Consider the following 21,763-nt stretch of genomic DNA (forward strand, 5'->3'; position numbering starts at 1 on the left):
AAAGCTTATGCTGACACAGCATTTCCATTATTATCAAATTGGTAAACCTTACCCTGAGCACTTATTAAAGCACTATCTTTTGTTTGTACACCAGTGACTTCATCAAAATGTTGTAAGCTGTCGTCAACTGCTTTAAAACCTTTGATAAGTTGATAATTAGCATCTGTTAAATACCAATTACCTTGAAACTCGAAATAATCATTTTTTACAGCGACACCTTGTGTTGCATTGAAATAATAACTCAAGTTAGTATCTGGATCCACAATGATAGCATCTTTCACTTGCTCACCGTTTTGATCGAAGTATCTTAGTACACCATCTTGCAATACAAACCCTGTTTTCGCACGACCACTATCATCTAACAACATATATTTACCATCTGCTAATTGATAATACTGATTTGTGATCAAATTTCCTGTGTTATCAAAAGCATGGGTAATACCATTAATCTTCTGAACACCAGTTACTAGGCGACCATCAGTGGCACTCGTATAGAAAGTATCACCGTCTGCATCAATGAATTCACCTTTACTTTGATGACCATCATTATAGAAATATTGTTTTTTACCATTAATTGTTTGGAAACCAGTGACAGCATGGCCATTACCATCAAAATAGAACCATTGATTCTTACTGTTTTGCACATAACGTAGGATAGCTAAGTTACCACTACCTGGTTCAAAGTAATACTTATAACCATCAGTGCCAATCACAAACTTATCCTTAACCTGCACACCATTTTGATCAAAATACTGTTGATGTCCATCAATCGTTGCAAGCCCTGATTTAAGCATTACACCAGCATCATCAAAGTAATACGCATTTCCATTTTGATCAGTTATATATTGGTCAAAAACTTGATGACCTTTCTTATCGAAATAAACAATTGTACCATCTTCGTTTTGTAAGAAGCTCTTGACCAGTTCGATACCATTAGGTAAGAAGAAGTAGGTATGGTTATTAATCTTTTGCAAACCTGTTACTAAATGACCTGTTTTATCAAAATAGTAATAGTTATTATCATCATCTTGAATAAATGCATTTTGGGCACGATAACCACTTAATGTATAATAGATGATTCCTTTATCATCGTGTGTAAAGCCAGTTTCTGACAGATCATTAGTTAACTGTTTTGGTAAGTAGTCACCATCCTCAGTGTTCGAAACGACCTTAAAGTACTTATTAGAACCCATATCTTTCAATACGTATCCAGCACCTTTACCTTGGATGTTAGAGCCATTGAAGTACTTAGCCGCCCACTCAGTAATCTTTACACTGCCATCAATTGGAACGCCAGTTGAGATTTGATTCACTTTAAATAGGGATGGATAGAGTGCCTGTAACTCTTCTAAGAAGGCACCACCATACATCTCTTGATATTGACCACCCCCACGACTTTGTACAACATATAAGGCATTGTCAATATCAGAATCTGTATCGTCATCTCCAAATGAATTTGTTCTTGTGACAGTAGCTAATTCTTGCTCTGGCAAATTATAAATTTGGTCCGGCACCCAATCGGCAATGGCTTGAATACCGCTAGCATGTAAGGCTTTAATAGCATCGCGCAACTGATCAGCAGTTCCATATTTTGTCGGTGTGCCATAACCTAAGTCATAACGATCCGTGAATGCATACCCGTTTTGAATAATTGAATCCAAGAAACTTGTATCTGTACTTGAACGATATTGTGGTGCCAATTGGAAGCTTGTCACACCCCATTGCTTAAATTGGTCCGCATTCTGAGCGATGACTACGTTTGTATATTCACTGCTGTCTGTAGCAAATGCTTGGAAGTTTGAGAAACCTTCGTAGATGACTTGAGAATCAAGAGCAGCGTTTGAATGGAACACTTTATCACTCGTGTTTGTTGTTGTATCAGAGGCCGTTCGTGCATCTTGATCTTGTTGCGCACCTACCGGAACCCAAACTGCCAAGTAACCAGAAACTTGTGGATTTTGTACACCATAAATTGATTCATTCGTAAAAATCAAATCGCCGTTAGCATCTGTGTACGCCACAGGTGCATTTTCATCAGTATCATAATAAGCTAATCCATCTGCAGTTGTTGATAACAAAGCACGATAAGCTTGGTTCTTATGAGCTGCCCCCATATGCAATGTGACAGTATGCCCATCCTCTAATTGTAGCTCCGCGTTATTGCTGACGATGACTCCAATACCTTCAGTACGCGTCTCAGATGTTCCAGTGTCAGAAGCCGTCATGGCATCTTTACCATAGCGAACACTTGTTAACACGTCATTACTATCAACGGACATCGATTGGCCACCAGCAACATATTGGACTCTAGCCTTCAGCAAAGTGTTAATCGCATCATAGTATGGTGACTTTGTTGCCATATATTGACCATCATCTGTATATAAATCGCCATAATAGACACGAGGAACAGTATCCTTGTTGGTTAGCAACATCGCATAAGCACTAGCCATATTATATTGTGTGTACTTTTTGTCTGCTAATTTTTCATCTTCATTGTATACTTTGAAAGCAGCTGCCAATTGTTCTGTTGTTGGTGCTAAACTATTTTCAACATCAGGATACAAATCGGAAACAATTTGGGCAATAACCGTTTGCACTTCGCTGTCGTGTGCGCGTACAAAGCTGTAATTAGGAATGGCTTCGTTTTCTGTACTATCATTAGATCGATCAACCATATAATAATCCACGAAGCGCTGCATTGTACCTCGTATGTCAGATGATTTTGTTAGAGACCAGATTAATTGTGTGTGCACATAATCATCCATGGTTAATTGATTGCTTCCTTGATCTGTTACATACAAAGGATCATTGTGACTCCAATCTTCCAAAATTGAAAGATGCTGATTAGCAGTAGCATCATTTTGATCAACACCGTAAGCTAGTTTGAAATAATCGGCAGCAATTTGTAACAAATCAGCATCCACATTGTCGACTGCATCTACACGAATACCATCAAAATTAGCATCCGCGTCGTTGGCCGTAATCGTACCAAAATTCATTAAATAATATAACCAATTTAATTGTTCAGCTTGTACTACAGGGTTTGAATTATCAACGTCATTAGCTAACAATAATTCAAAACCACCTTTTGAATTATCTAAATTATACGCTTGTTCACCAGTCTGATTTGTTGGTGTCCGATTAAGTAGTCTAAAGTTTGAATTAGCGTCAGGTGTCAGTGGACTGTTGACATAAGTTAATGCGCCATTTTGTAAATGGTCATTGCTCATATCTTCACTAGTCTCATTCCACTGTGGTTGCGTGACAATGAAAGCCGCCATCGCATCCTTTAACCACTCTGTACTTTGTTGCGCACTAATTTTCATTTCAATTGATTTTTGAACATAGTTACTTGCTTCATTTAATAAGCTTTGGCTATCCCCAGTTTCAAAACTGTCCGCATTACTGATAAACCCTAAATCAGCCATGTAATTTAAATAATTGACCTGGGTGTTCTTATCTGGCCACCACACTGACAATATTGGTCTGAAATCTGTATCTGTAGAAGGTTCCCAGTCTGTTCCGTTACGTAAAATATCTGTTGGACGATACCATGAACTAGCTGTTAAATAGCCGTCAATATTTTCAAAGTCCTCAGCATCCGTACCGTGGGCTGCATTATGTTCGCTATAATCCGTGTTTTGTGTCGTCAAACCTTCTTTTATTTCAGAAGTTGTGTTAGAAACTTCTTGCCCTGTTTCCTGATCAAATGTCATTATTTGACCATCAATCACACCAGAGAAGCCTTTTTTTAGTTGCCCAAGATTATCAAAATAATAATTTTTGCCCTCGATATTCTTAATACCGGTAGCAGCGTGTCCTTTATCATCAAAGTAGTATGTTGTACCATTTTCAGATTGGTAATATTGATTAAAAATTTGTTGCCCTTCATCGTTAAAAGCAACTATGTTCCCATCAATGCTTTGCAGACCAGTTAACTCATCACCTGAGTCCTTATCAAAATAATATGTTTGATTATCAATTGTGACATACTGTCCTTTGACTTGTTTACCACTCTCGTCAAAATATTGAATATTGTTGTCTATCGTTGATAAACCTTTAGCATTTTTGCCATCATCAAAATAATAATACCAACTACCGTCTTTTTCAACGTACTTGCCGCTAACTTGTTGTGTTTCGTCAGTTGTCGTTTCAGCAGGATCAGTGTCAGTTGAAGCAACTGCTGATTCCTCATCTTTGCTAGTAACATTGGTTTGAGCGACTTCATCTTGTTTGTTATCGACTTTTTCATTATCAAGTGCATGATCATCTGACTGTTTTTCTGTCACATTATTATCAGCAGATTGCGTTGTGTCGCTTGCAGCTGTTGTTACATTATCATTAGTAACTGCAGACTGTACTTTATCATTTTCTTCGGTAACCGTAGTGTTCTGCTGCGTATCCGTTGTATTATCTGAAGCAGATTGAACGTTATTCGCACTCACATCAGGTACACTACTGTCTCCCAAAACACTTGGTGTTGCTAAAGCAAATGAGGCGGTTAATGCAAAAGCACAAACCCCACCAACTACCCAACTTTTCCCAACTTTATAAAGCTTTTTCCGCATTACTTTTTCTGTAAATGGCATAAATTTTCTCCTTATAATATTCTCTTCTATTACATTGAAAAATTATAACTTAATTTATTTGTAAAAACAGTAAAAATTTCAATACACAATCGACATATTTTTAAAAAACATTGTAAAAACAGTCAATCAGAGAATTATATTAATATTATAAACATTAATTTTTTATAAAAAAACATTGTTAACTTATCTAGTGATAAGTTAACAATGTTAATTATTATTAATTAGTCATTAATTTTATTGATTATAAAATAATAAAAAAATAAAATAAAATCACATAATATATAAAAGAGGTATTTAACAAGACTAGTATGTCTCGTAATAAATATACGAAATAATGAAATTAGTATTTTTATAAATAAATCGTGTTGGTAATAATAAATATAAAGTAATTAAAAATAAATATCATTGTTATTTATTACATCATATTCTAATCTTTTTGTATACTTTAGAAATTATAAGCAACATCGCTAGTAAAACGGCTTCCAATGCCGATGCAAAATATCGGTGTCCATTTGTTTTAGGGAGCTGTAACCCATTATTTTTGGATTGATTTATTTTCTGTTTTTCAATATCTTTTTGAGAAACTACATCATTGGCGTTATCTTTTGATTCTAAATTATCCGTATGCAATGTCTTTCCTTCATTCTGGTTTTGCTCACTTTTGTGGTAACTACTTGTCTCCCCAATGATAGCAGCTAAATCATTTTTCTTTAATTGATCGGCTGAAAAAGTGCTTTGATCAGAATTGTGATCGGCTTGATAATAACTCTCTAACCCTTGATTAGGTACGTTATCTGCATCGTTAGCTGAAACTTGCTTTTCTTGAACTTGATTGTTGTTTTCAGTAGGTGAGCACTCTTCTTTGACTATCATTTCCTCTATGGCATCACCGCTTGTTTTGGATGTACTTAAGGTATTACTTTTAAAGTTCTCCGTATTGTCTCGCCCTTTTTTAGTATCAATGCTGTCTGCAACATCTTTGTCCTCAATACTATTTGAGGCCTCTTGATTATTTAAACTGTTCTTGCCATCGATACCATTCACGCCATCTTTTCCGTCGACACCATTTTGACCATTGATGCCGTTTACGCCATCTTTGCCATCGACACCGTTCTGACCATCAATACCGTTTACGCCATCTTTTCCGTCAACACCGTTCTGACCGTCTATACCGTTTATGCCATCTTTTCCGTCAACACCGTTCTGACCGTCTATACCGTTTATGCCATTTTTGCCATCGACACCATTCTGACCATCAATGCCGTTTACGCCATCTTTGCCATCGACACCGTTCTGACCGTCTATACCGTTTATGCCATCTTTGCCATCGACACCGTTCTGACCGTCTATACCGTTTATGCCATCTTTTCCGTCGACACCATTTTGACCATCTTTGCCGTTTACGCCATCTTTGCCGTCGACACCGTTCTGACCATCAATGCCGTTTACGCCATCTTTGCCATTGACACCATTCTGACCGTCTATACCGTTTATGCCATCTTTACCATTGATACCGTTCACGCCATCTTTACCATCGATACCGTTCACGCCATCTTTACCATCGATACCGTTCACGCCATCTTTACCATCAAGACCGTTTATGCCGTCTTTTCCATCGACACCATTCTGACCGTCTATACCGTTTACGCCATCTTTTCCGTCGACACCGTTCTGACCATCAATGCCGTTTACGCCATCTTTGCCATCGACACCATTCTGACCGTCTATACCGTTTACGCCATTTTTGCCATCAACACCGTTCTGACCATCGATGCCGTTTACGCCATCTTTGCCATCGACACCGTTCTGACCATCTATACCGTTTACGCCATCTTTGCCATCGACACCATTTTGACCATCTTTGCCGTTTACGCCATCTTTGCCGTTTACACCGTTCTGACCGTCTATACCGTTCTGACCATCAATGCCGTTTACACCATTTTTGCCATCGACACCATTTTGACCATCTTTGCCGTTTACACCGTTCTGACCGTCTATACCGTTTACGCCATCTTTGCCATCGACACCATTTTGACCATCTTTGCCGTTTACGCCATTTTTTCCGTCGACACCGTTCTGACCATCTATACCGTTTACGCCGTCTTTTCCATCAACACCGTTCTGACCGTCTATACCGTTTACGCCGTTTTTGCCATCGACACCGTTCTGACCATCGATGCCGTTTACGCCATCTTTTCCGTCTTGACCGTTCTTGCCATCAACAGAATAAGTATAAATCACCCAAACATTCTGTTTTGGATTAGAAATATTTTTTTGCTCAGTAAATACACCGCCATTACCATCTGCTGTATAAGTATAATGTAGTAATCCATCATTAGAATTGGTAATGCCTGCCACTTCTTGATTAAATGTTTCTGGAATCTCATATGTGGTTACATCTTCGTCTGAATTATTGCTAATGAAATTACCTACTTCATCGTAATAAGATTGACCACTAGTTCCCTTAATAGTTTGCGTCGACTGTAATTCTTTGCCATTTATCCTCTTAAGAACATAGTGGACTGTGACTTCAGATTGATTTTTCACGCTTGATTCTGTCAAAGCTGGGCTAGTTGCTGCACCATAACCCTTCTGATTATTTTCAGGTGTTCTTGTATCATTTGATACTTCATTTTCCTGATGAACTTCGGGATCTGAATCAGTAATTTCTGCTACTAATGGTTGAATATTATTGTTTTTTTCGTACGTTATAGTATTTAAATGATAAGTAACCGTAACTGGATCAATCTTTTCCGGCTTTTTCAAAAATGCTAGTTCATCAGAATTCATATTATGATTCTCATGCCACCAACGCGCATTTTTATTCATCGGAACTGCACCAATATACAATGTTGGTTTATCCGTTGTAAAATCTGTAAAAGATACACCTTCTTCAATAGCATAATGTTGTGGGTTAGTATCCTCATCCCAATTTGGGGATTGGAAATCAGCACTTGTGTTTACATAGGCAAGTCCATTAGGGGCATTGTCTGCAATGCCATCAGCGCTGATATAATCTAAGCCAATTGTTGATTGCTCATTAATAATAGCTGTTTTGGCGTCATTCGTTTGAACATACTCTTTGCGATTACCGTTCCAGTTATCCCACTCTGGACCAGCAAAATTTGTCGAACTTAAGGATCCAGACAAGAAATATACTTTAGGTTCCTCATTTGAACCAGGAACCTTAGAAATCGGTACAACTTCATGACTATCACTATAGGTAAACCAGAAAGTTGTTTGCCAATTTAGATTCGTTGCCCATATGTTATCAACGGCATTACTACTGATAGCTAAATGCGGAATGCCAGACTCCTTATAGTTGTTAGTGTCATTCCAATTGCCATTTTGTAATTGAAAATCATGGAAAATTTCGTGAAAATCGACACTTCGCTTATTGCCATCAGCATCCTCGATACTTCCTGAACGTGACCACGTTTTTTCGATTGTAGCATTCAATACCTGTGGCCCTACATATTCCCATACTTTCGTACTATCGCTGAGATTTGAATGTGAACCAATACCCGTGCAGATTTTGCTGGGTTCTATATTCGACGTTGGACTACTCTCATCCGCCGGTTTTGAAGTATCAAAATCCAATGCTTGTTTAGCAGCTGATGTTGCAATCTGTGTTTTGCCATCCTTATTTTGCTGTTTCCCCTTATGTAAAGCTGATTCGTATTCTTCAGTATGTTGATTAAATTGTTGATTATTTTGCTGTTGCGTCTTTTCAGCATTCTGTAGTTCAGCAATTTGTTGTTCATAGTCACTTGCAATATCGTTTTTAACCTTAGCAATATCCTCCGTATTCTCAGAATCACTCACTATATTACTTCGGGTGGGTTCCTGTTTAACAACAACCCCCACACTTTCAGCCGATTCAACAGCACTGACAATTTCCGTATCATCTACCGCCATAGATGTCTGATTGTCCGATGGATTCTCTGATACGAGAGCGACATCTTTATCATTTTGAACTAAACTGCTTTGCTCTGTAGTCTTTCCATCATCAGCACTGACAACTGTTACAGATGCGTTAAACAACACCACAGCAACCGTTGCAGTTATCCATAATTTCCCTGACTTATATAATTTATATTGATCTTTTCTATTTTCCATATGCTCCCCCGAGTAATTATTGTAAGTGTTCATTATATCATTTTGATAAACGTTAAACAATAATTGTATAACTTTAGCAAACATTTAAATGAAAAAAATATCCTTGATTTCTTTATCAAGTCCTTTAGCAATTTTTTTAGCCGTTGGTGGTGATGGATGCTTCTTATTATTTAAATATTCTGTCATCAATGAATAATTGACCCCTATTCTTTTGGAAAAAATCGCAATACTTTCCCCACGTATTGCGATTTCCTTTCTGACTGAAGTAGCATCTCGAAATTGTAGTGTTAGTGACATTTATCTTCCCCATTCTTTATCATAGTGTCATTATATAGGCGTTGTATCACATTGTCAAACGTTTTATATTCTGTTTTGCAACTTATTGTGTTTATGTTTGTTTTTCATTTGTATATAATAAAAGTAAACAACTAACAGGAGGGCTTGCATATATGGTAACAAAAGAACAGTTCGGCCAAAAAATTAAACATATTAGAGAAAAAAAGCATTATACTGTTCGTCAAGCTGCCCTACAAGGTAATTTTTCATCCGCCTATTTATCTCAGATTGAAAATGGCAATAAAAATATTCCTAAAGTCGAAACACTTTATCGCATTGCTAAAGGACTGAGAATATCAAAAGATGAAATATTACATATTGCCGGAATTACTTCCCATACTGCACCTAAACACCCCAATAGTGTAGATCTTGGCAAACAATTTGCCGATGATGATTTGCTCTTGTCTTTTGAAGGAAAACCTTTATCCCCAGAATATCGCGAAGCAATTTTGTCCATACTCCGCACCTTGCCAGATGTCGATGAAAAAACAAAAGAGGATTAATTTTCAGTGTACATAGATGACAGAATTTCAAACTATCTTGAACAAATCGTGCAAAAAAATGGTTTGACATTAATACATATTGATGGCACAGAACTTGACCCAGATGTGGCCAATGGTCGTAAAAGAGCTATCATCATCAACAATAATTACAAAACAAATTTCAGTCGCTATTTTCGAATTGCGCATGAAATATCTCATTTAATTTATACAAGAAGCAACGATACTTACGCGTTTTCTCCTCTTTCAAAATTATCAGATGAAACGGAAGCTAATTTACATGCTATCCAAATTTTAGTAGATTTTTATTTCTCAGAAATCCCCTTAAAACAAGAACGTTGGGAACGGCGGTTTCACTTTATTGAAGCGTTTGGTCTTGGTCAAATAACGCATCTTGTTGAAAAAATATTAGCATAAAAAAGTGCCACCAATTAATTGATGACACTTTTTTGTGTTATTAGCTAAATTCGGTTAGCTTTTAATCAGCTCTCCAGAATTTGCGTCATAATATTTTTGGCTACCGTCAGCTTGTGTTACTGCGGCTCCCTTAACTTGATGACCATTGGCATCAAAATACAGTTGTTGTCCATTTATATTTTGTTCCCCAGTTACAGCAACACCATTAGCACCAAAATATGCCCATGATCCGTCTGATATTCGTTCAAAGCGATTCGTCACCATATCACCAGAATCTGCATCGTAGTAGCGCATCTTCCCATCAGTAGCCGTGTATTCACGACCCTTAACTTGGTTACCGTTGCTTTCAAAGAACAAATGTTGACCATTAATGACTTGTGCGCCGGTTACGATGTTACCTTTTTTATTAAAGTACGCCCATGATCCATCTGATAACTTTTCAAAACGATTAGTGATCATTTCACCAGAATTAGCATCATAATAACGCACTTTGCCCTTTTTATCAGTCGCTTCCTTACCTTTAATCTGTTGTCCGTCAGCATCAAAGAACAATTTTTGCCCACTAATTGTCTGTGCACCAGTTACAGCGATACCGTCAGCACCAAAGTATGACCATGTACCATCTGTGTTTTCACCAAAGCGGTTCGTCACCATATCACCAGAATCAGTGTCAAAGTAGCGTAGCTTTCCGTCTGTATCTTTCACGGAAGTCCCTTTGACCTGAATACCGTTCTTATCAAAGTATTGGATATGCTCCTGCCCATCAACAGTCACGGTTGTTAAGCCAGCATTAGCCATAACACCATTTTTGTCAAAGTAACGCCAAGTTTTATTAGCCAACATGTAGTATCCATCAACAGCTTGTTTGCCATATTGATTGAAATAATAAACATTTCCTTTACTATCTTCTAAGATAGCATCTTGTAATTCAATACCATTAGGCAAGAAGTAATAATTATTATCATTGACTGTCTGGAAACCATATGTCATATAACCATTCTTGTCAAAGTAATACCAATTAGATTTGTCATCTTGGATGAATGTATCTTTTGCCTGGTATCCACTTGTAGAATAATATGTCATCCCACCATCAGTTGAAATAAATCCAGTGTTTGATTCTTCATTCGTCAACTGCTTTGGCAAAAATACACTGCTGTTGCTTGAAGTGCTTACCTTGAAGTACTCATTTGTAGCCCAGTCCTTAAGGACATAGTAAGCACCACGACCTTGAATGTTAGTACCGTTAAAGTACTTAGCGGACCATTCTTTTATCTTTTCACTAGCATCCATTGGTACGCCGGTTGAAATTTGATTTTTTTCGAATAGAGAAGGGTACAATTTCTTGATTTCATCAAGGAACTCTCCACCATATAGTGCCTGATATTCTCCGCCACCAACGGTTTGTGAAGCATACAATGTTTTATTAATTACAGAATCTTGATTATAGATTCCTGAGTTGTTGACACGTTGTACCGCAACCACTTCTTTACCTGTCAAATTATAAATCTGGTCTGGTACCCAATCTGCCATTGCCTTGATACCTGTCGCATGCAAAGCTTTAATAGCTGTACGGAGTTGATCTACAGTACCATACTTCGTTGGTGTATTGAATCCAAGATCATAACGATCAGTAAATGCATAACCATTTTGAATAATTGAATCTAAGAAACTACTATCCGTACTTGAACGATATTGTGGTGGAAACTCGAAGTTCGTAATTCCCCAACTATTGTATAAATCAGTATTGTTTGCAATTTGCACATTAGCATATTCAGCTTCTGTGGTTGGTGTAGATTGGAAGTTAGAGAAACTTTCATAAATAACTTGAGAATCAAGTGCGGCATTTGAATGCAATGTTTGTCCATCAGTAGTTGTTGCTGTACTACTTTCAGTTCGCGCATCTTGAGTATCTGAAGCACCAACGGGTACCCAGACCGCCAAGTATCCAGAAACTTGTGGATTTGCTGTACCAACAATATCTGAACTATTGAAAATAAGTTGCCCATTACTATTTGTATATCTTATTAAGCTTTGTGAGACATCACTATCAGATACATAAGTATCTATGCCATCTTTAGTTGTTAACAAAGCAGGACGATAAGCCTGGTTTTTGTGCGCTATGCCCATATCTACAACTACTTGATCTGTACTGCTCAACTTCAAATCTGGGTTATTACTTTCAATTACTGCAATACCTTGCGTACGTGTTTCATTTGTCCCTGCATCGGTAGCAGTCATGGCACCATTACCATAACGAACTGATGTCAAAATGCCTCTATAACTGTCAGCAGCCATACTACTATCACCTTGCATATATTTCATAGACATTGTTTGCCCGCCAGAAACATACTTGATACGAGACTTCAGCAAAGTATCAATTGCATCGTAATAAAGTGACTTTGTTGCCATGTATTGACCATCATCTGTATACATATCACCATAGTACACACGTGGCACTGTATCTTTGTTCGTTAGTATTGTGGCATAAGTACTTGGAATGTTATATTGTGTGAATTCTTTATCTGTTTTCAATTGATCAGCATTATAAATTTTAAATGCTTCTGTTAATTGGTCCATCGTTGGTGATAAGCCATCAGAATCCGGATCAATTCTTTGTTTAATAATTTCAGCAATAACTGTTTGTACTTCACTATCATGTGCACGAACAAAAGAATAATTTGGTTGTGCGGTATTATCTGTCGAATCATTTGTACGATCAACCAAACTATTTGTCAAAAATGGTTCTAATCCACTTCTTTTATTACCATATTGATCGACTGCTGGCATAGTGAGTGAGTATTTTAATGACAAACGTAATTTATTATCCATTGACAATTGATTGTCGCCATTGTCTTTCACATATTCAGCATCATTGTCACTCCAGTCTTCAAGAATGGAAACATGTTGATTCGAAATTGCATCACTCTTATCGACGCCATATGCTGCCTTGAAATAATCAGCTGCAATTTGCAATAAGTCGGCATCAACGTTATCAACAGCATCTACTCGAATACTATCAAAGTTAGCATCTGCATCGTTATTAGTAATTGATCCAAAGTTTAACAAGTAATACATCCAATTTAGTTGTTCTGCTTGAACAACTGGGTTTGAATTATCCACATCATTGGCCAAGAGGAAGTCATAACCACCTTGAGTTGGATCTGTCGTATACAAAGGCGTGCCTGTTTGATTTGTTGGTGTGCGATTAAGTAATCGATAATCAGAATTGGCATCTGGTGTTTTATCACTATTGACATACAACAATGCACCACCTTGCAAATGATCAGTTCCTTTTGATTCACTAGCAATGTTCCAATTTGATTGGCTATCAACAAATTTTGAAATATCATCCTTTAGCCATTGTGTTTGGCCTTCTTGACTAATTTTTTCTTCAATTTTCACTTGAATGTTCTGTGCTGCTTTGTTCAAAGCGTCTTGACTGTCATCTGAAGTATAAACAGTTTCCGTTTCAGTGGCATCTAAATACTTCATAGCATTCAAATAGTTTACTTGTGTTGCCTTATCTGGCCACCAAGTCATTAACAATGGTCGTAAATCGTCATCCTTTGATGATTCCCAGTTTTGACCGTTGACTAATATGTCCTTAGGCCTGTACCAACTGTCGGCTGTTAGGTACCCGTCAACGTTTGTATAACTATCAGAAGTTGTACTAACTGAGGCATTATGCTCCGTATAAGTATTATTTTCACTAGTCAATCCTTCTAAAAATTGATAGTCATTTGTATCAGCTAATGCGCCAGTCTCTTTATCAAAATAAAGTACCTTACCATCAATTACGGTAGCAAAGTTCTTTTTTACTTGATCATCATCGTCGTAATAATATGTTTTGCCATCAATCGTTTTCAGATTCTTTGAACTAGCTTCTAATGCTGCAGTAGTATCGGCCGTCTTCGAATTGTTATCAATCGTTTGACTTTTTTGTGCCGATGAACTGACATCTTTATCGCTCGCTGTAGTTGAATTGTTATTATCAGATGTGCCGACTGTTGTTGCTGTTTTATCATCCGTTGATGTATCTGCTGTTGTTGCAGCTTTATCATCCGTTGATGTATCTGCTGTTGTTGCTGTTTTATCATCCGTTGATGTATCTGCTGTTGTTGCAGCTTTATCATCTGTTGATGTATCTGCTGTTGTTGCAGCTTTATCATCTGTTGATGTATCTGCTGTTGTTGTAGCTTTATCATCTGTTGATGTATCTGCTGTTGTTGTAGCCTTATCATCTGTTGTGATTGATTTGTCAGACGTAGTCGCATCCAAATTCGATTGATCGACTGCCGTGGCCACTACTACCCCATTGTTTTGTGAAACATCAGCTTGTGCTTGTTGAATAAAACTGGTAACACCAATTATTGAAACACTCCCTGCAATGACTAACATTTTCCCAGATTTATACATCTTTTTCCGGAAAACGCTTGTTGCATTTCTATTTCTCATTTACTTCTTCCCTTCATTCTTTCCCTTTTTGGTACAAATAACTACTATATTCTCTAATCAAAACGGTTATTTGTGCTTGTGAGATCCTAAACATTTATGACTAAGAATGTTTTGTCAACAAATGTTTTTTACAAACGTTAATCATTAAAACTAACTATTTTAATATATAATGAAACAAATATTTAAAATAAATTATGCAGAATTGAATAATTAGAAAATATTAAGGTTATTTTAATATATAATAAGTCACTGCTTTTAAATAAAATATAAAAAATTAAATAATTATAGGTTACTGAGGATATGAATAATAAAAAAGGATCTGTTATCAAAGAAATTAGGAAAATACTAGGAATATCTCAACAACGGTTGGGTGTTTTAATTGGATCACAATCAATGGTGTCTAGAATAGAGAACAATAAGACAGAACCAACTGATCACACCATACTTTTACTGTGTGACGCCCTAAACATTTCATTTGAAGAATATTTTTCGGCTGCTTTTGGAAAAAAAAAAACAACTTAAAAACCCTGACAACTGTTTTAAGTCAATATTATCAAGACAATGATCGTCAAAAATTGAATCAATTAACGCAATTATTACAAAATGATACAATCAAGAATCCTAGCGACCCATTCATGCGTCATTATTATTTAATGTCGCTGTCTACTTTGTATCACTTAGATTTCCTAGTCGCATCAATCGACGATCAGAATGAATTGATTGATTACTTTTTTAATATTAGTTACTGGCAGTTCTATGACTTATGTTTACTGGCGAATGTAGTTAACATGATACATGTTGAAAGAATCACACCTTACATATTTGACATACTTAAACAGTACGCTACGAATAATATGCCAACGGCATCCGTTGAAACTGTGAGCAAAATATTGATTAACGCTTTGGAAACAAGTATTATACAAAAAAAAGATGACTTTACTAGATATCTATTAGATAAAATTAAAAAATATAAATTTAACACCGATGACTTTAAGTTTCAAACGTGGCTACTATTTTGGACTGGGGTGTTTGAGAATAATAATAACAAAGTTAGGCACGCCTATAGTATTGCTACGTACCTACATCAAAATATTACTTTGAAAAATTTTGATAAGTTTTTAACAATTACTCAAACACCAAGTCCTTTTTTTGAAGACACTAAAAAAGACACACCTAAAAGCTAAACTCTTAGATGTATCCTTTATTAACTAATTATTATAACTCTTGTTGGAAATCCATTGGTGTATAAAGTTTCAATAGTTTACTAAACACAAATTGTGCAATGAATCCTGCAATGATGGGAATAACCAACCATGCCAGAACTGCAATCGCTGGATTAATGAAGTGATTCATAACTGTTGAAGGTACAGTAGGATCTTTGACCATTGATTGAATTGGTGATACCAATCCAATATAACCAAATCCAGCTGTTGTTGGTGTTCCTTGGATATTAAACAACGCAACTGGAATACCAGAAATCGCGGCTGCTAACAAGAAAGATAGCATTGTCACCGGCTTTGCAAAGACTGATGGCATCATACCTTTCATGGCACCTAATGCAATAGCAACTGTTACACCTGGCTTATTGACTTTCCATGAATTAATCAATAGCACAATGGTTGTAGCAACAACACCCATGGCAGCCGCACCAGACCCAATTCCTGATAGACTAATTGCCAAAGCAATTCCAACAGTTGAAACTGGTGTAATAATGATAATGGCAAAAGCCATTGCAATTAACATTGCCATAGGTATAGGTGCTAATTTAGTAAATGTTTCAACTAATTGACCAATCCAAGTAGTAACATCCCCGACATAAGGCGCAATCATTTTACCGACCAAACCAACGCCACCACCAACAAGGATAGGACTTAAAATAATAGCAACTGATCCAAATCCTTTTAGGTAGCGGGCAACAAGCCAAGTAACGAAAACCGCAATAGCGGAAACGATCATTGCATTGATCACATCACCAGCACCAGATGCTATATAAACGTTAGCAGGTGCTACAGAGTTGAGGCCAGTCACTGGATTAAGCCACCCCTTGGGTGCGACGGCCCACTTGATTGATCCAGAAGCTACGGCTGTCGCTATCGCAACAACACCAACATCTAAGCTCTTCATTTTGAACTGTAAAGCAACCGCCATACCAATCAAAAATGGAATCAATGATGTGAATAACGTTAAAATAGCACTCAAATTAGCGCCAAATGCCGTAGTACCCAGACCTGAATACTGAATGATGTACTTCATAACAGCTGATGGCAAAACACCAATTAAAATACCTTGCGCTGAACCTGACAAAACCTTAAAAAAGAAATCTTTCAAACGTAAATCAGTTTGACCACTAAACTCAACGGGGGCATTTTCTTTCGCTTTACGTGCATATTCTTCATTACGCAAATCCTGCGATTCTTTGGCAGACCACTTCTCGCCTTCTGCTTTGATAGACATACTATCATTTCCTCTTTTCAATTCATATTTGTGACACATCCCTCGCTGCGCCACACTCTCTCCCAAAACTACGATACTATAATCAAAATTGTTTGATTATTCTTTCACAAACCCCTCGGATAAAAAATTCCCAAACACTGAATCTGGGAATTCCATCATATTAATATTCAACAGCAATAGCTGGCTTCTCACCCTTGGCGAAAGCAACTGCTGCATCAAATGATTGGTGAACCATTTCTAGAACAGCTTTAGTTGTATAGAAAGCCGTGTGTGGCGTAACCAATACATTTTCGCGTGCAATCAAGTCAGCAATCTTAGCATCTGGGAATTCTTTACCAGACCAATCTTCATTGAACAAGCCAACTTCATTTTCATAAACGTCCATACCGAAGTCTGAAATCTTACCAGAATTCAAACCATCAATAATAGCGTCAATGTCCATCAAATTACCACGCGCAGCGTTCATGATAACCACACCATCCTTCATCTTAGCAATAGCATCTGCATTGATTAGATGATGGTTTTCAGGTACACCAGGAACATACAATGAAATTGCATCAGCTTGTGCATATAATTCGTCTAATGTGTCAACGTACAAACCTTCTGCTTGTAATTCAGCATTTGGGTACTTGTCATAAGCAATAACCTTGGCCCCAAAGCCTTTCAAAATGTTAATAGCAACACGGCCAATATGACCTGTACCAATAACACCAACTGTTTGCATACGCATTTCACGTCCAATTGTTGGTGCCCAACGCAAGTCGTGCTTAGCAATTTTGGCATCCAATGCTTTCGTGCGACGTAGCAAACGAGATAATTGAATCATTGAGTGTTCTGCAATAGCATTTGGTGAATAAACAGGAACATTTGAAATGTTAAAGTTAAATTCACGTGCTGCATCAAAATCAATGTTATCTGTACCAACGTTACGCAATGACAAGTTAGTAACACCAACGTTAGCTAAAGCTGTCAATGTTTCACGTGTATAGTCCAATTGTTGATAAACAACAGCTGAATCTGATCCCTCAGCCAACTTAGCTGTTTCAGGTGTCAATAATTCTTGTGTGTAGTCCACTTCAATCTCTGGGTTAGCCGCTTTCCATTCTTCAAGTGATGGCTTTTCATCATCACGAATGCCGTAAGCAAAAATCTTCATAAGATCCTCCAAAATTTTATTTCATCTATAATTGTACCCTATTTCACGAGCTAACGCACGCGATTAAGCCCATATAATGCATAGATTTCAGAAAAAATTTCACCCCTTACAAATGACAGTCGTTAAGCAAATGTAACCCATTCCATTTTCTTTACTTTAATCACTAATTAAAGTACTTTCTACTAACTATAACAATATGCCTACTAATAAAGTAACCAGCATCCCCATAAAAACGACAACTAAATTTTTAATGGCTAAAATGAATGTCTCTTTTTTGACAGGATGATTCACAAATGCACGTGCATTTTTGATAATAATCGGCAGTAAAATTAATAAAGTATAAGAAGTTGTTGGCAACCAGCCAACTAGTGTCACGAGTATAATTTCAACAAAAGCTAAAATTGCCCAAAAGACATATATTTTTTTCGCATTTTTAATGCCTATGTAGTGAACTAACGTATGTCGATCATTTGCTTGATCCTCATCATAATCAGCAATGTTATTAGCAAACATAATCTCTGCAATAAAAATAGTCAATGGTAAACTGACAATAAACCATTGAAACAGTACATTCCCTGTCGGCACCATGCGTGTGTTTACATATACTTGAGCCACGAAAATAAAATAGCCCATTGTTATTCCAGACACAATTTCACCAAATGGTGTATTTGTGATCGGTTTTGGTCCGGCAGAATAAAAATAACCAATTAAAAAACTAACAATTCCAATAATCCAAGTTATATAATCCGTTCGCAAAGCGACAATAACTCCTGCAAGCACTGCTATCAATGCCAGGCCTTCTGCAACATGCAATACTTGTTTATCAGTAATTGCTTCAACATCATCAGACTCCCTCAAAAAAGAGTTCTCTTTTTGGCGTTTATTATCCTCATAACGATTGAAAGTATTAACGGCTAAATGTACTGCAACCGTCGCAATAATTAACAATAGTGTATTCACCCAATTAACACGAGCATACTGCCACCGGCTATATGCTAAACCAACCAATAGTGGTGCAATACTCGGTACAACAACCCGAATCTCCACCAAGTCTAAAAACTGCTTATATGTCATCATTTTATAAATCCTCTGACATTTATTGTATCAGAAAACAAAAAACGACACCGCATCGTGTCGTTACAATAAATGTTAACTTTTGAATTAGTGTGTACTATCACTTACTTTCATACGGTGTTAAGCGAACTTTTCCGTCGATGTACTCGCCAACGAATATGTCATTAATACTGTCATAACCTTGATTTTGTACAATATCAGTTAACCATGACTCATCACGATCAATGATGTCCAATACATCCATGTTGATTTGCCCATCAAATATAATAGGATATTTCATATTCTCCTCACCGGCTAAGATTACTGTCAGCTGTCCATTTATTTCAAGCACAGCTCTTTTAACTTGAGACAAATCATAGACACTTTGTGATCGCAATTTAAACATTAAATCATTCGCTGATAAGCCAGAAGACAGGACGTTTTTGATGTTCACTTTTCCTCGTTCAACGACAACCTTAGGCTGACCATCAATTAATAGTTTAACGTAACGATTATGTTCTTTTAAAAACTTGAATGTCATTACTAACATTGTCCAAATAATCAATACAATCGTAAATTGAAAAACTGTGATGGTGTCTGAGTAAATAACTGCGCCAATAATACCACCCAAAACATAATTTTGAACCTGATCTAACGCGTTTGTCGGTGCTAAGTTGCCCTTTCCCATAACATTAATCTGAATTATTAAAGCTACCAACCCAATTGCTAGCTTAGTTAATATGGGTAGATAAATACTCATTTGACCACCTTCACTTTCGAGTTAATTAGGTATGCACGTGTCAGGCTATAAGACTGTTGATCAGCACTAATTGTGAGCCGATAGAACTTTTTGTCCATTTTTACTAACATACCATCACTCACTGTTGTCGAATTAAAATATAATTTATCTTTAGAAACACCTTGCGTTTTGGCAAACTTAGTTACAAAAGCAGCCATTTGTGTCTTCTGATCGTCCTGCGATTTAGCTTGCTGATAATCTGTATAACGTGCACCAGCTAGGAATAAAAAAAGCAACAACGCTATAATGCTTAATTCGCGATAGCGAGTTTGCAAACGATTTCTAACTGAAGCCACCGCACCGACTGCCATCAAAACAAAAACAACAACCATTAAATATTTACCAATAGTGTCGTTTATATTTGTTTGTTTTATTAAATAGTCAACGGAATAAAAATTCATCTCAAAATACCTCGTTAATTATCATACCATATCTCTAAAAAGCCATTGAATCGAATTCACAATGCTTGAAGCAACTATCAAAAAGCGATATATTATTTATATTATACTCATATAAATAAAAGGAGCTGCTATCTTGTCAACAGAAATTACAAATCAACAAATTAAAGATTTTCGTACAGCAACAGACGATAAACACAACAATATTATTCGTCGAGCTGTTACCAAAAATGGTATTCACAGCGCGAGTTTTGACCAAGAGATTGCAAATATTAACACACCAATATTCTCAATTGATCTAGACACTGGAAAAGTTGCTAACCAAAAGCAATCGGGGCGTTGCTGGATGTTTGCCGCCTTAAACACGATGCGCCATGATATTAAAGATAGGTTTCACATTAGTGATGAATTTCAACTTTCCCAAAGCTACACGTTGTTCTGGGACAAGTTTGAAAAAGCCAATTATTTTTATGAAAATGTTCTCAAAACGGCAACTGAGCCTCTTGACTCACGTCGTGTTGCCTTCTTATTGACTACGCCTCAACAAGACGGTGGACAGTGGGACATGATTGTCTCTATCATTGAAAAATACGGTCTGGTGCCACAAAGCATTTATCCTGAATCAAAAGCTTCTTCTGCCACTGCAGAACTCAACAACACGCTCAATACGCTTCTAAGGCACGATGCAACTGTCCTGCGTGGGCTAGTAGCCCAGCAAGCATCAAAAGACAAGATCTCTAATGCACGCAATGAAATGTTAGCTAACGTCTACCGCTTGTTGTCACTAACTTTGGGTGAGCCACCTGTTCAATTCGACTTTGAATACCGAGATGAGCTGCACAACTTCCACGTTGAACGTCAATTAACACCACAGGGTTATTACCAAAAATTTGTTAGTTGGGACTTAGATGAGTATATTTCTGTCATTAACGCACCAACTGCTGACAAACCATTTGATGCCACTTATAATGTTGACATGTTGGGTAATGTTGTTGGTGGTCGTGACGTCAAACACCTTAATGTGGATATCAACAAAATGAAAGCATTCGCCATTTCACAACTCAAAGATGGTCAAAGTGTCTGGTTTGGTGTAGATATGGGTCCTCAAGTTGATCGAGAGAGTGGTCTCATGGCCAGCGGTATTTTTGCTTCCGATGATTTATTTAACGTTGACTCAACGATGACCAAAGCACAGCGTCTTGACTACGGCGAAAGTCTAATGACACACGCAATGGTCTTGACAGGTGTAGATTTAGATGAAAATGACCAACCAACAAAGTGGAAAGTCGAGAATTCTTGGGGCGAGAAAGTTGGTAAGAAAGGCTACTTCACAATGTCAGACGATTGGATGAGCGAATATGCTTATCAAATTGTTGTCAAGAAGGAATATCTAAGCTCAGAACTAGTCAATATTTATGATAATTCAAAGCCAACATTGTTGTCTCCATGGGATCCAATGGGTGCATTAGCTTAGAAAAAGATGAGGC

Annotated in this window: 14 protein-coding genes; 5 read left to right on the plus strand and 9 right to left on the minus strand. The window is 37.1% G+C overall.

Features of this window, described 5'->3' with window-relative positions; translation table 11 throughout:
- Positions 1–5: 5 nt before the first annotated feature.
- The 3 genes from HFP47_RS07235 to HFP47_RS07245 form a co-directional block, all read right to left on the minus strand.
- Positions 6–4,589, minus strand: a complete 4,584-nt coding sequence (locus HFP47_RS07235; protein ID WP_179876280.1) for a glycoside hydrolase family 70 protein — start codon at positions 4,587–4,589, stop codon at positions 6–8.
- A 420-nt stretch (positions 4,590–5,009) separates the two neighbouring features.
- Positions 5,010–8,708, minus strand: coding sequence for a KxYKxGKxW signal peptide domain-containing protein (locus HFP47_RS07240; protein WP_179876281.1), 3,699 nt, complete (start codon positions 8,706–8,708; stop codon positions 5,010–5,012).
- An 84-nt stretch (positions 8,709–8,792) separates the two neighbouring features.
- On the minus strand, positions 8,793–9,005 hold the full coding sequence (locus tag HFP47_RS07245; RefSeq protein WP_011680350.1) for a helix-turn-helix transcriptional regulator: 213 nt from the start codon (positions 9,003–9,005) through the stop codon (positions 8,793–8,795).
- A 152-nt stretch (positions 9,006–9,157) separates the two neighbouring features.
- On the opposite strand from HFP47_RS07245, the gene HFP47_RS07250 reads away from it, so the two are divergent.
- Together HFP47_RS07250 and HFP47_RS07255 are read left to right on the plus strand one after the other, a co-directional pair.
- The gene (locus HFP47_RS07250; RefSeq protein ID WP_050884272.1) at positions 9,158–9,547 is read left to right on the plus strand and encodes a helix-turn-helix domain-containing protein; all 390 of its coding nucleotides are present in this window, start codon (positions 9,158–9,160) and stop codon (positions 9,545–9,547) included.
- 6 nt (positions 9,548–9,553) lie between these two features.
- Positions 9,554–9,961: an ImmA/IrrE family metallo-endopeptidase gene (locus HFP47_RS07255; protein ID WP_011680352.1), complete on the plus strand. Its 408-nt coding sequence runs from the start codon at positions 9,554–9,556 to the stop codon at positions 9,959–9,961.
- 54 nt (positions 9,962–10,015) lie between these two features.
- Here HFP47_RS07255 and HFP47_RS07260 read toward each other — a convergent pair whose 3' ends face one another.
- Positions 10,016–14,416: a glycoside hydrolase family 70 protein gene (locus HFP47_RS07260; protein WP_179876282.1), complete on the minus strand. Its 4,401-nt coding sequence runs from the start codon at positions 14,414–14,416 to the stop codon at positions 10,016–10,018.
- A 300-nt stretch (positions 14,417–14,716) separates the two neighbouring features.
- Between HFP47_RS07260 and HFP47_RS07265 the strand changes: the two genes are divergently transcribed.
- Both HFP47_RS07265 and HFP47_RS07270 read left to right on the plus strand, forming a co-directional pair.
- The gene (locus HFP47_RS07265) at positions 14,717–14,938 is read left to right on the plus strand and encodes a helix-turn-helix domain-containing protein (RefSeq protein ID WP_179876283.1); all 222 of its coding nucleotides are present in this window, start codon (positions 14,717–14,719) and stop codon (positions 14,936–14,938) included.
- 5 nt (positions 14,939–14,943) lie between these two features.
- Entirely contained in the window at positions 14,944–15,600 is a 657-nt protein-coding gene (locus HFP47_RS07270; RefSeq protein WP_218925571.1) for an XRE family transcriptional regulator, read from the plus strand.
- Positions 15,601–15,631: 31 nt separating this feature from the next.
- On the opposite strand, the gene HFP47_RS07275 is transcribed toward HFP47_RS07270, so the two are convergent.
- The 5 genes from HFP47_RS07275 to HFP47_RS07295 all read right to left on the minus strand — a co-directional run bounded on the left by HFP47_RS07275 (position 15,632) and on the right by HFP47_RS07295 (position 20,279).
- Positions 15,632–16,870, minus strand: a complete 1,239-nt coding sequence (locus HFP47_RS07275) for a PTS transporter subunit IIC (RefSeq protein ID WP_011680356.1) — start codon at positions 16,868–16,870, stop codon at positions 15,632–15,634.
- Between the two features lie 160 nt (positions 16,871–17,030).
- Positions 17,031–18,026 (minus strand): D-2-hydroxyacid dehydrogenase, encoded by a 996-nt coding sequence (locus HFP47_RS07280; protein WP_011680357.1) that lies wholly within the window; start codon positions 18,024–18,026, stop codon positions 17,031–17,033.
- Positions 18,027–18,212: 186 nt separating this feature from the next.
- Complete coding sequence (locus tag HFP47_RS07285) at positions 18,213–19,100, minus strand: prenyltransferase (protein ID WP_179876406.1); 888 nt, start codon at positions 19,098–19,100, stop codon at positions 18,213–18,215.
- Positions 19,101–19,200: 100 nt separating this feature from the next.
- Entirely contained in the window at positions 19,201–19,839 is a 639-nt protein-coding gene (locus HFP47_RS07290) for a DUF421 domain-containing protein (RefSeq protein ID WP_014325094.1), read from the minus strand.
- The gene (locus HFP47_RS07295) at positions 19,836–20,279 is read right to left on the minus strand and encodes a DUF3290 domain-containing protein (RefSeq protein ID WP_011680359.1); all 444 of its coding nucleotides are present in this window, start codon (positions 20,277–20,279) and stop codon (positions 19,836–19,838) included. The genes HFP47_RS07290 and HFP47_RS07295 overlap by 4 nt, the downstream gene beginning before the upstream one ends.
- A gap of 133 nt (positions 20,280–20,412) precedes the next feature.
- On the opposite strand from HFP47_RS07295, the gene HFP47_RS07300 reads away from it, so the two are divergent.
- Positions 20,413–21,750: a C1 family peptidase gene (locus tag HFP47_RS07300; RefSeq protein ID WP_096639525.1), complete on the plus strand. Its 1,338-nt coding sequence runs from the start codon at positions 20,413–20,415 to the stop codon at positions 21,748–21,750.
- Positions 21,751–21,763 lie beyond the last annotated feature (13 nt).

It is taken from the genome of Leuconostoc sp. DB-1 (assembly GCF_013414845.1).
In the GTDB taxonomy this organism is placed as follows: domain Bacteria; phylum Bacillota; class Bacilli; order Lactobacillales; family Lactobacillaceae; genus Leuconostoc; species Leuconostoc mesenteroides.

Bases quoted from the DNA above. Each gene is read 5' to 3' on its own strand.
- HFP47_RS07235 (WP_179876280.1), bottom strand. From the start codon at position 4,589: ATGCCATTTACAGAAAAAGTAATGCGGAAAAAGCTTTATAAAGTTGGG.
- HFP47_RS07240 (WP_179876281.1), bottom strand. From the start codon at position 8,708: ATGGAAAATAGAAAAGATCAATATAAATTATATAAGTCAGGGAAATTA.
- HFP47_RS07245 (WP_011680350.1), bottom strand. From the start codon at position 9,005: ATGTCACTAACACTACAATTTCGAGATGCTACTTCAGTCAGAAAGGAA.
- HFP47_RS07250 (WP_050884272.1), top strand. From the start codon at position 9,158: ATGGTAACAAAAGAACAGTTCGGCCAAAAAATTAAACATATTAGAGAA.
- HFP47_RS07260 (WP_179876282.1), bottom strand. From the start codon at position 14,416: ATGAGAAATAGAAATGCAACAAGCGTTTTCCGGAAAAAGATGTATAAA.
- HFP47_RS07265 (WP_179876283.1), top strand. From the start codon at position 14,717: ATGAATAATAAAAAAGGATCTGTTATCAAAGAAATTAGGAAAATACTA.
- HFP47_RS07275 (WP_011680356.1), bottom strand. From the start codon at position 16,870: ATGTCTATCAAAGCAGAAGGCGAGAAGTGGTCTGCCAAAGAATCGCAG.
- HFP47_RS07280 (WP_011680357.1), bottom strand. From the start codon at position 18,026: ATGAAGATTTTTGCTTACGGCATTCGTGATGATGAAAAGCCATCACTT.
- HFP47_RS07285 (WP_179876406.1), bottom strand. From the start codon at position 19,100: ATGACATATAAGCAGTTTTTAGACTTGGTGGAGATTCGGGTTGTTGTA.
- HFP47_RS07290 (WP_014325094.1), bottom strand. From the start codon at position 19,839: ATGAGTATTTATCTACCCATATTAACTAAGCTAGCAATTGGGTTGGTA.
- HFP47_RS07295 (WP_011680359.1), bottom strand. From the start codon at position 20,279: ATGAATTTTTATTCCGTTGACTATTTAATAAAACAAACAAATATAAAC.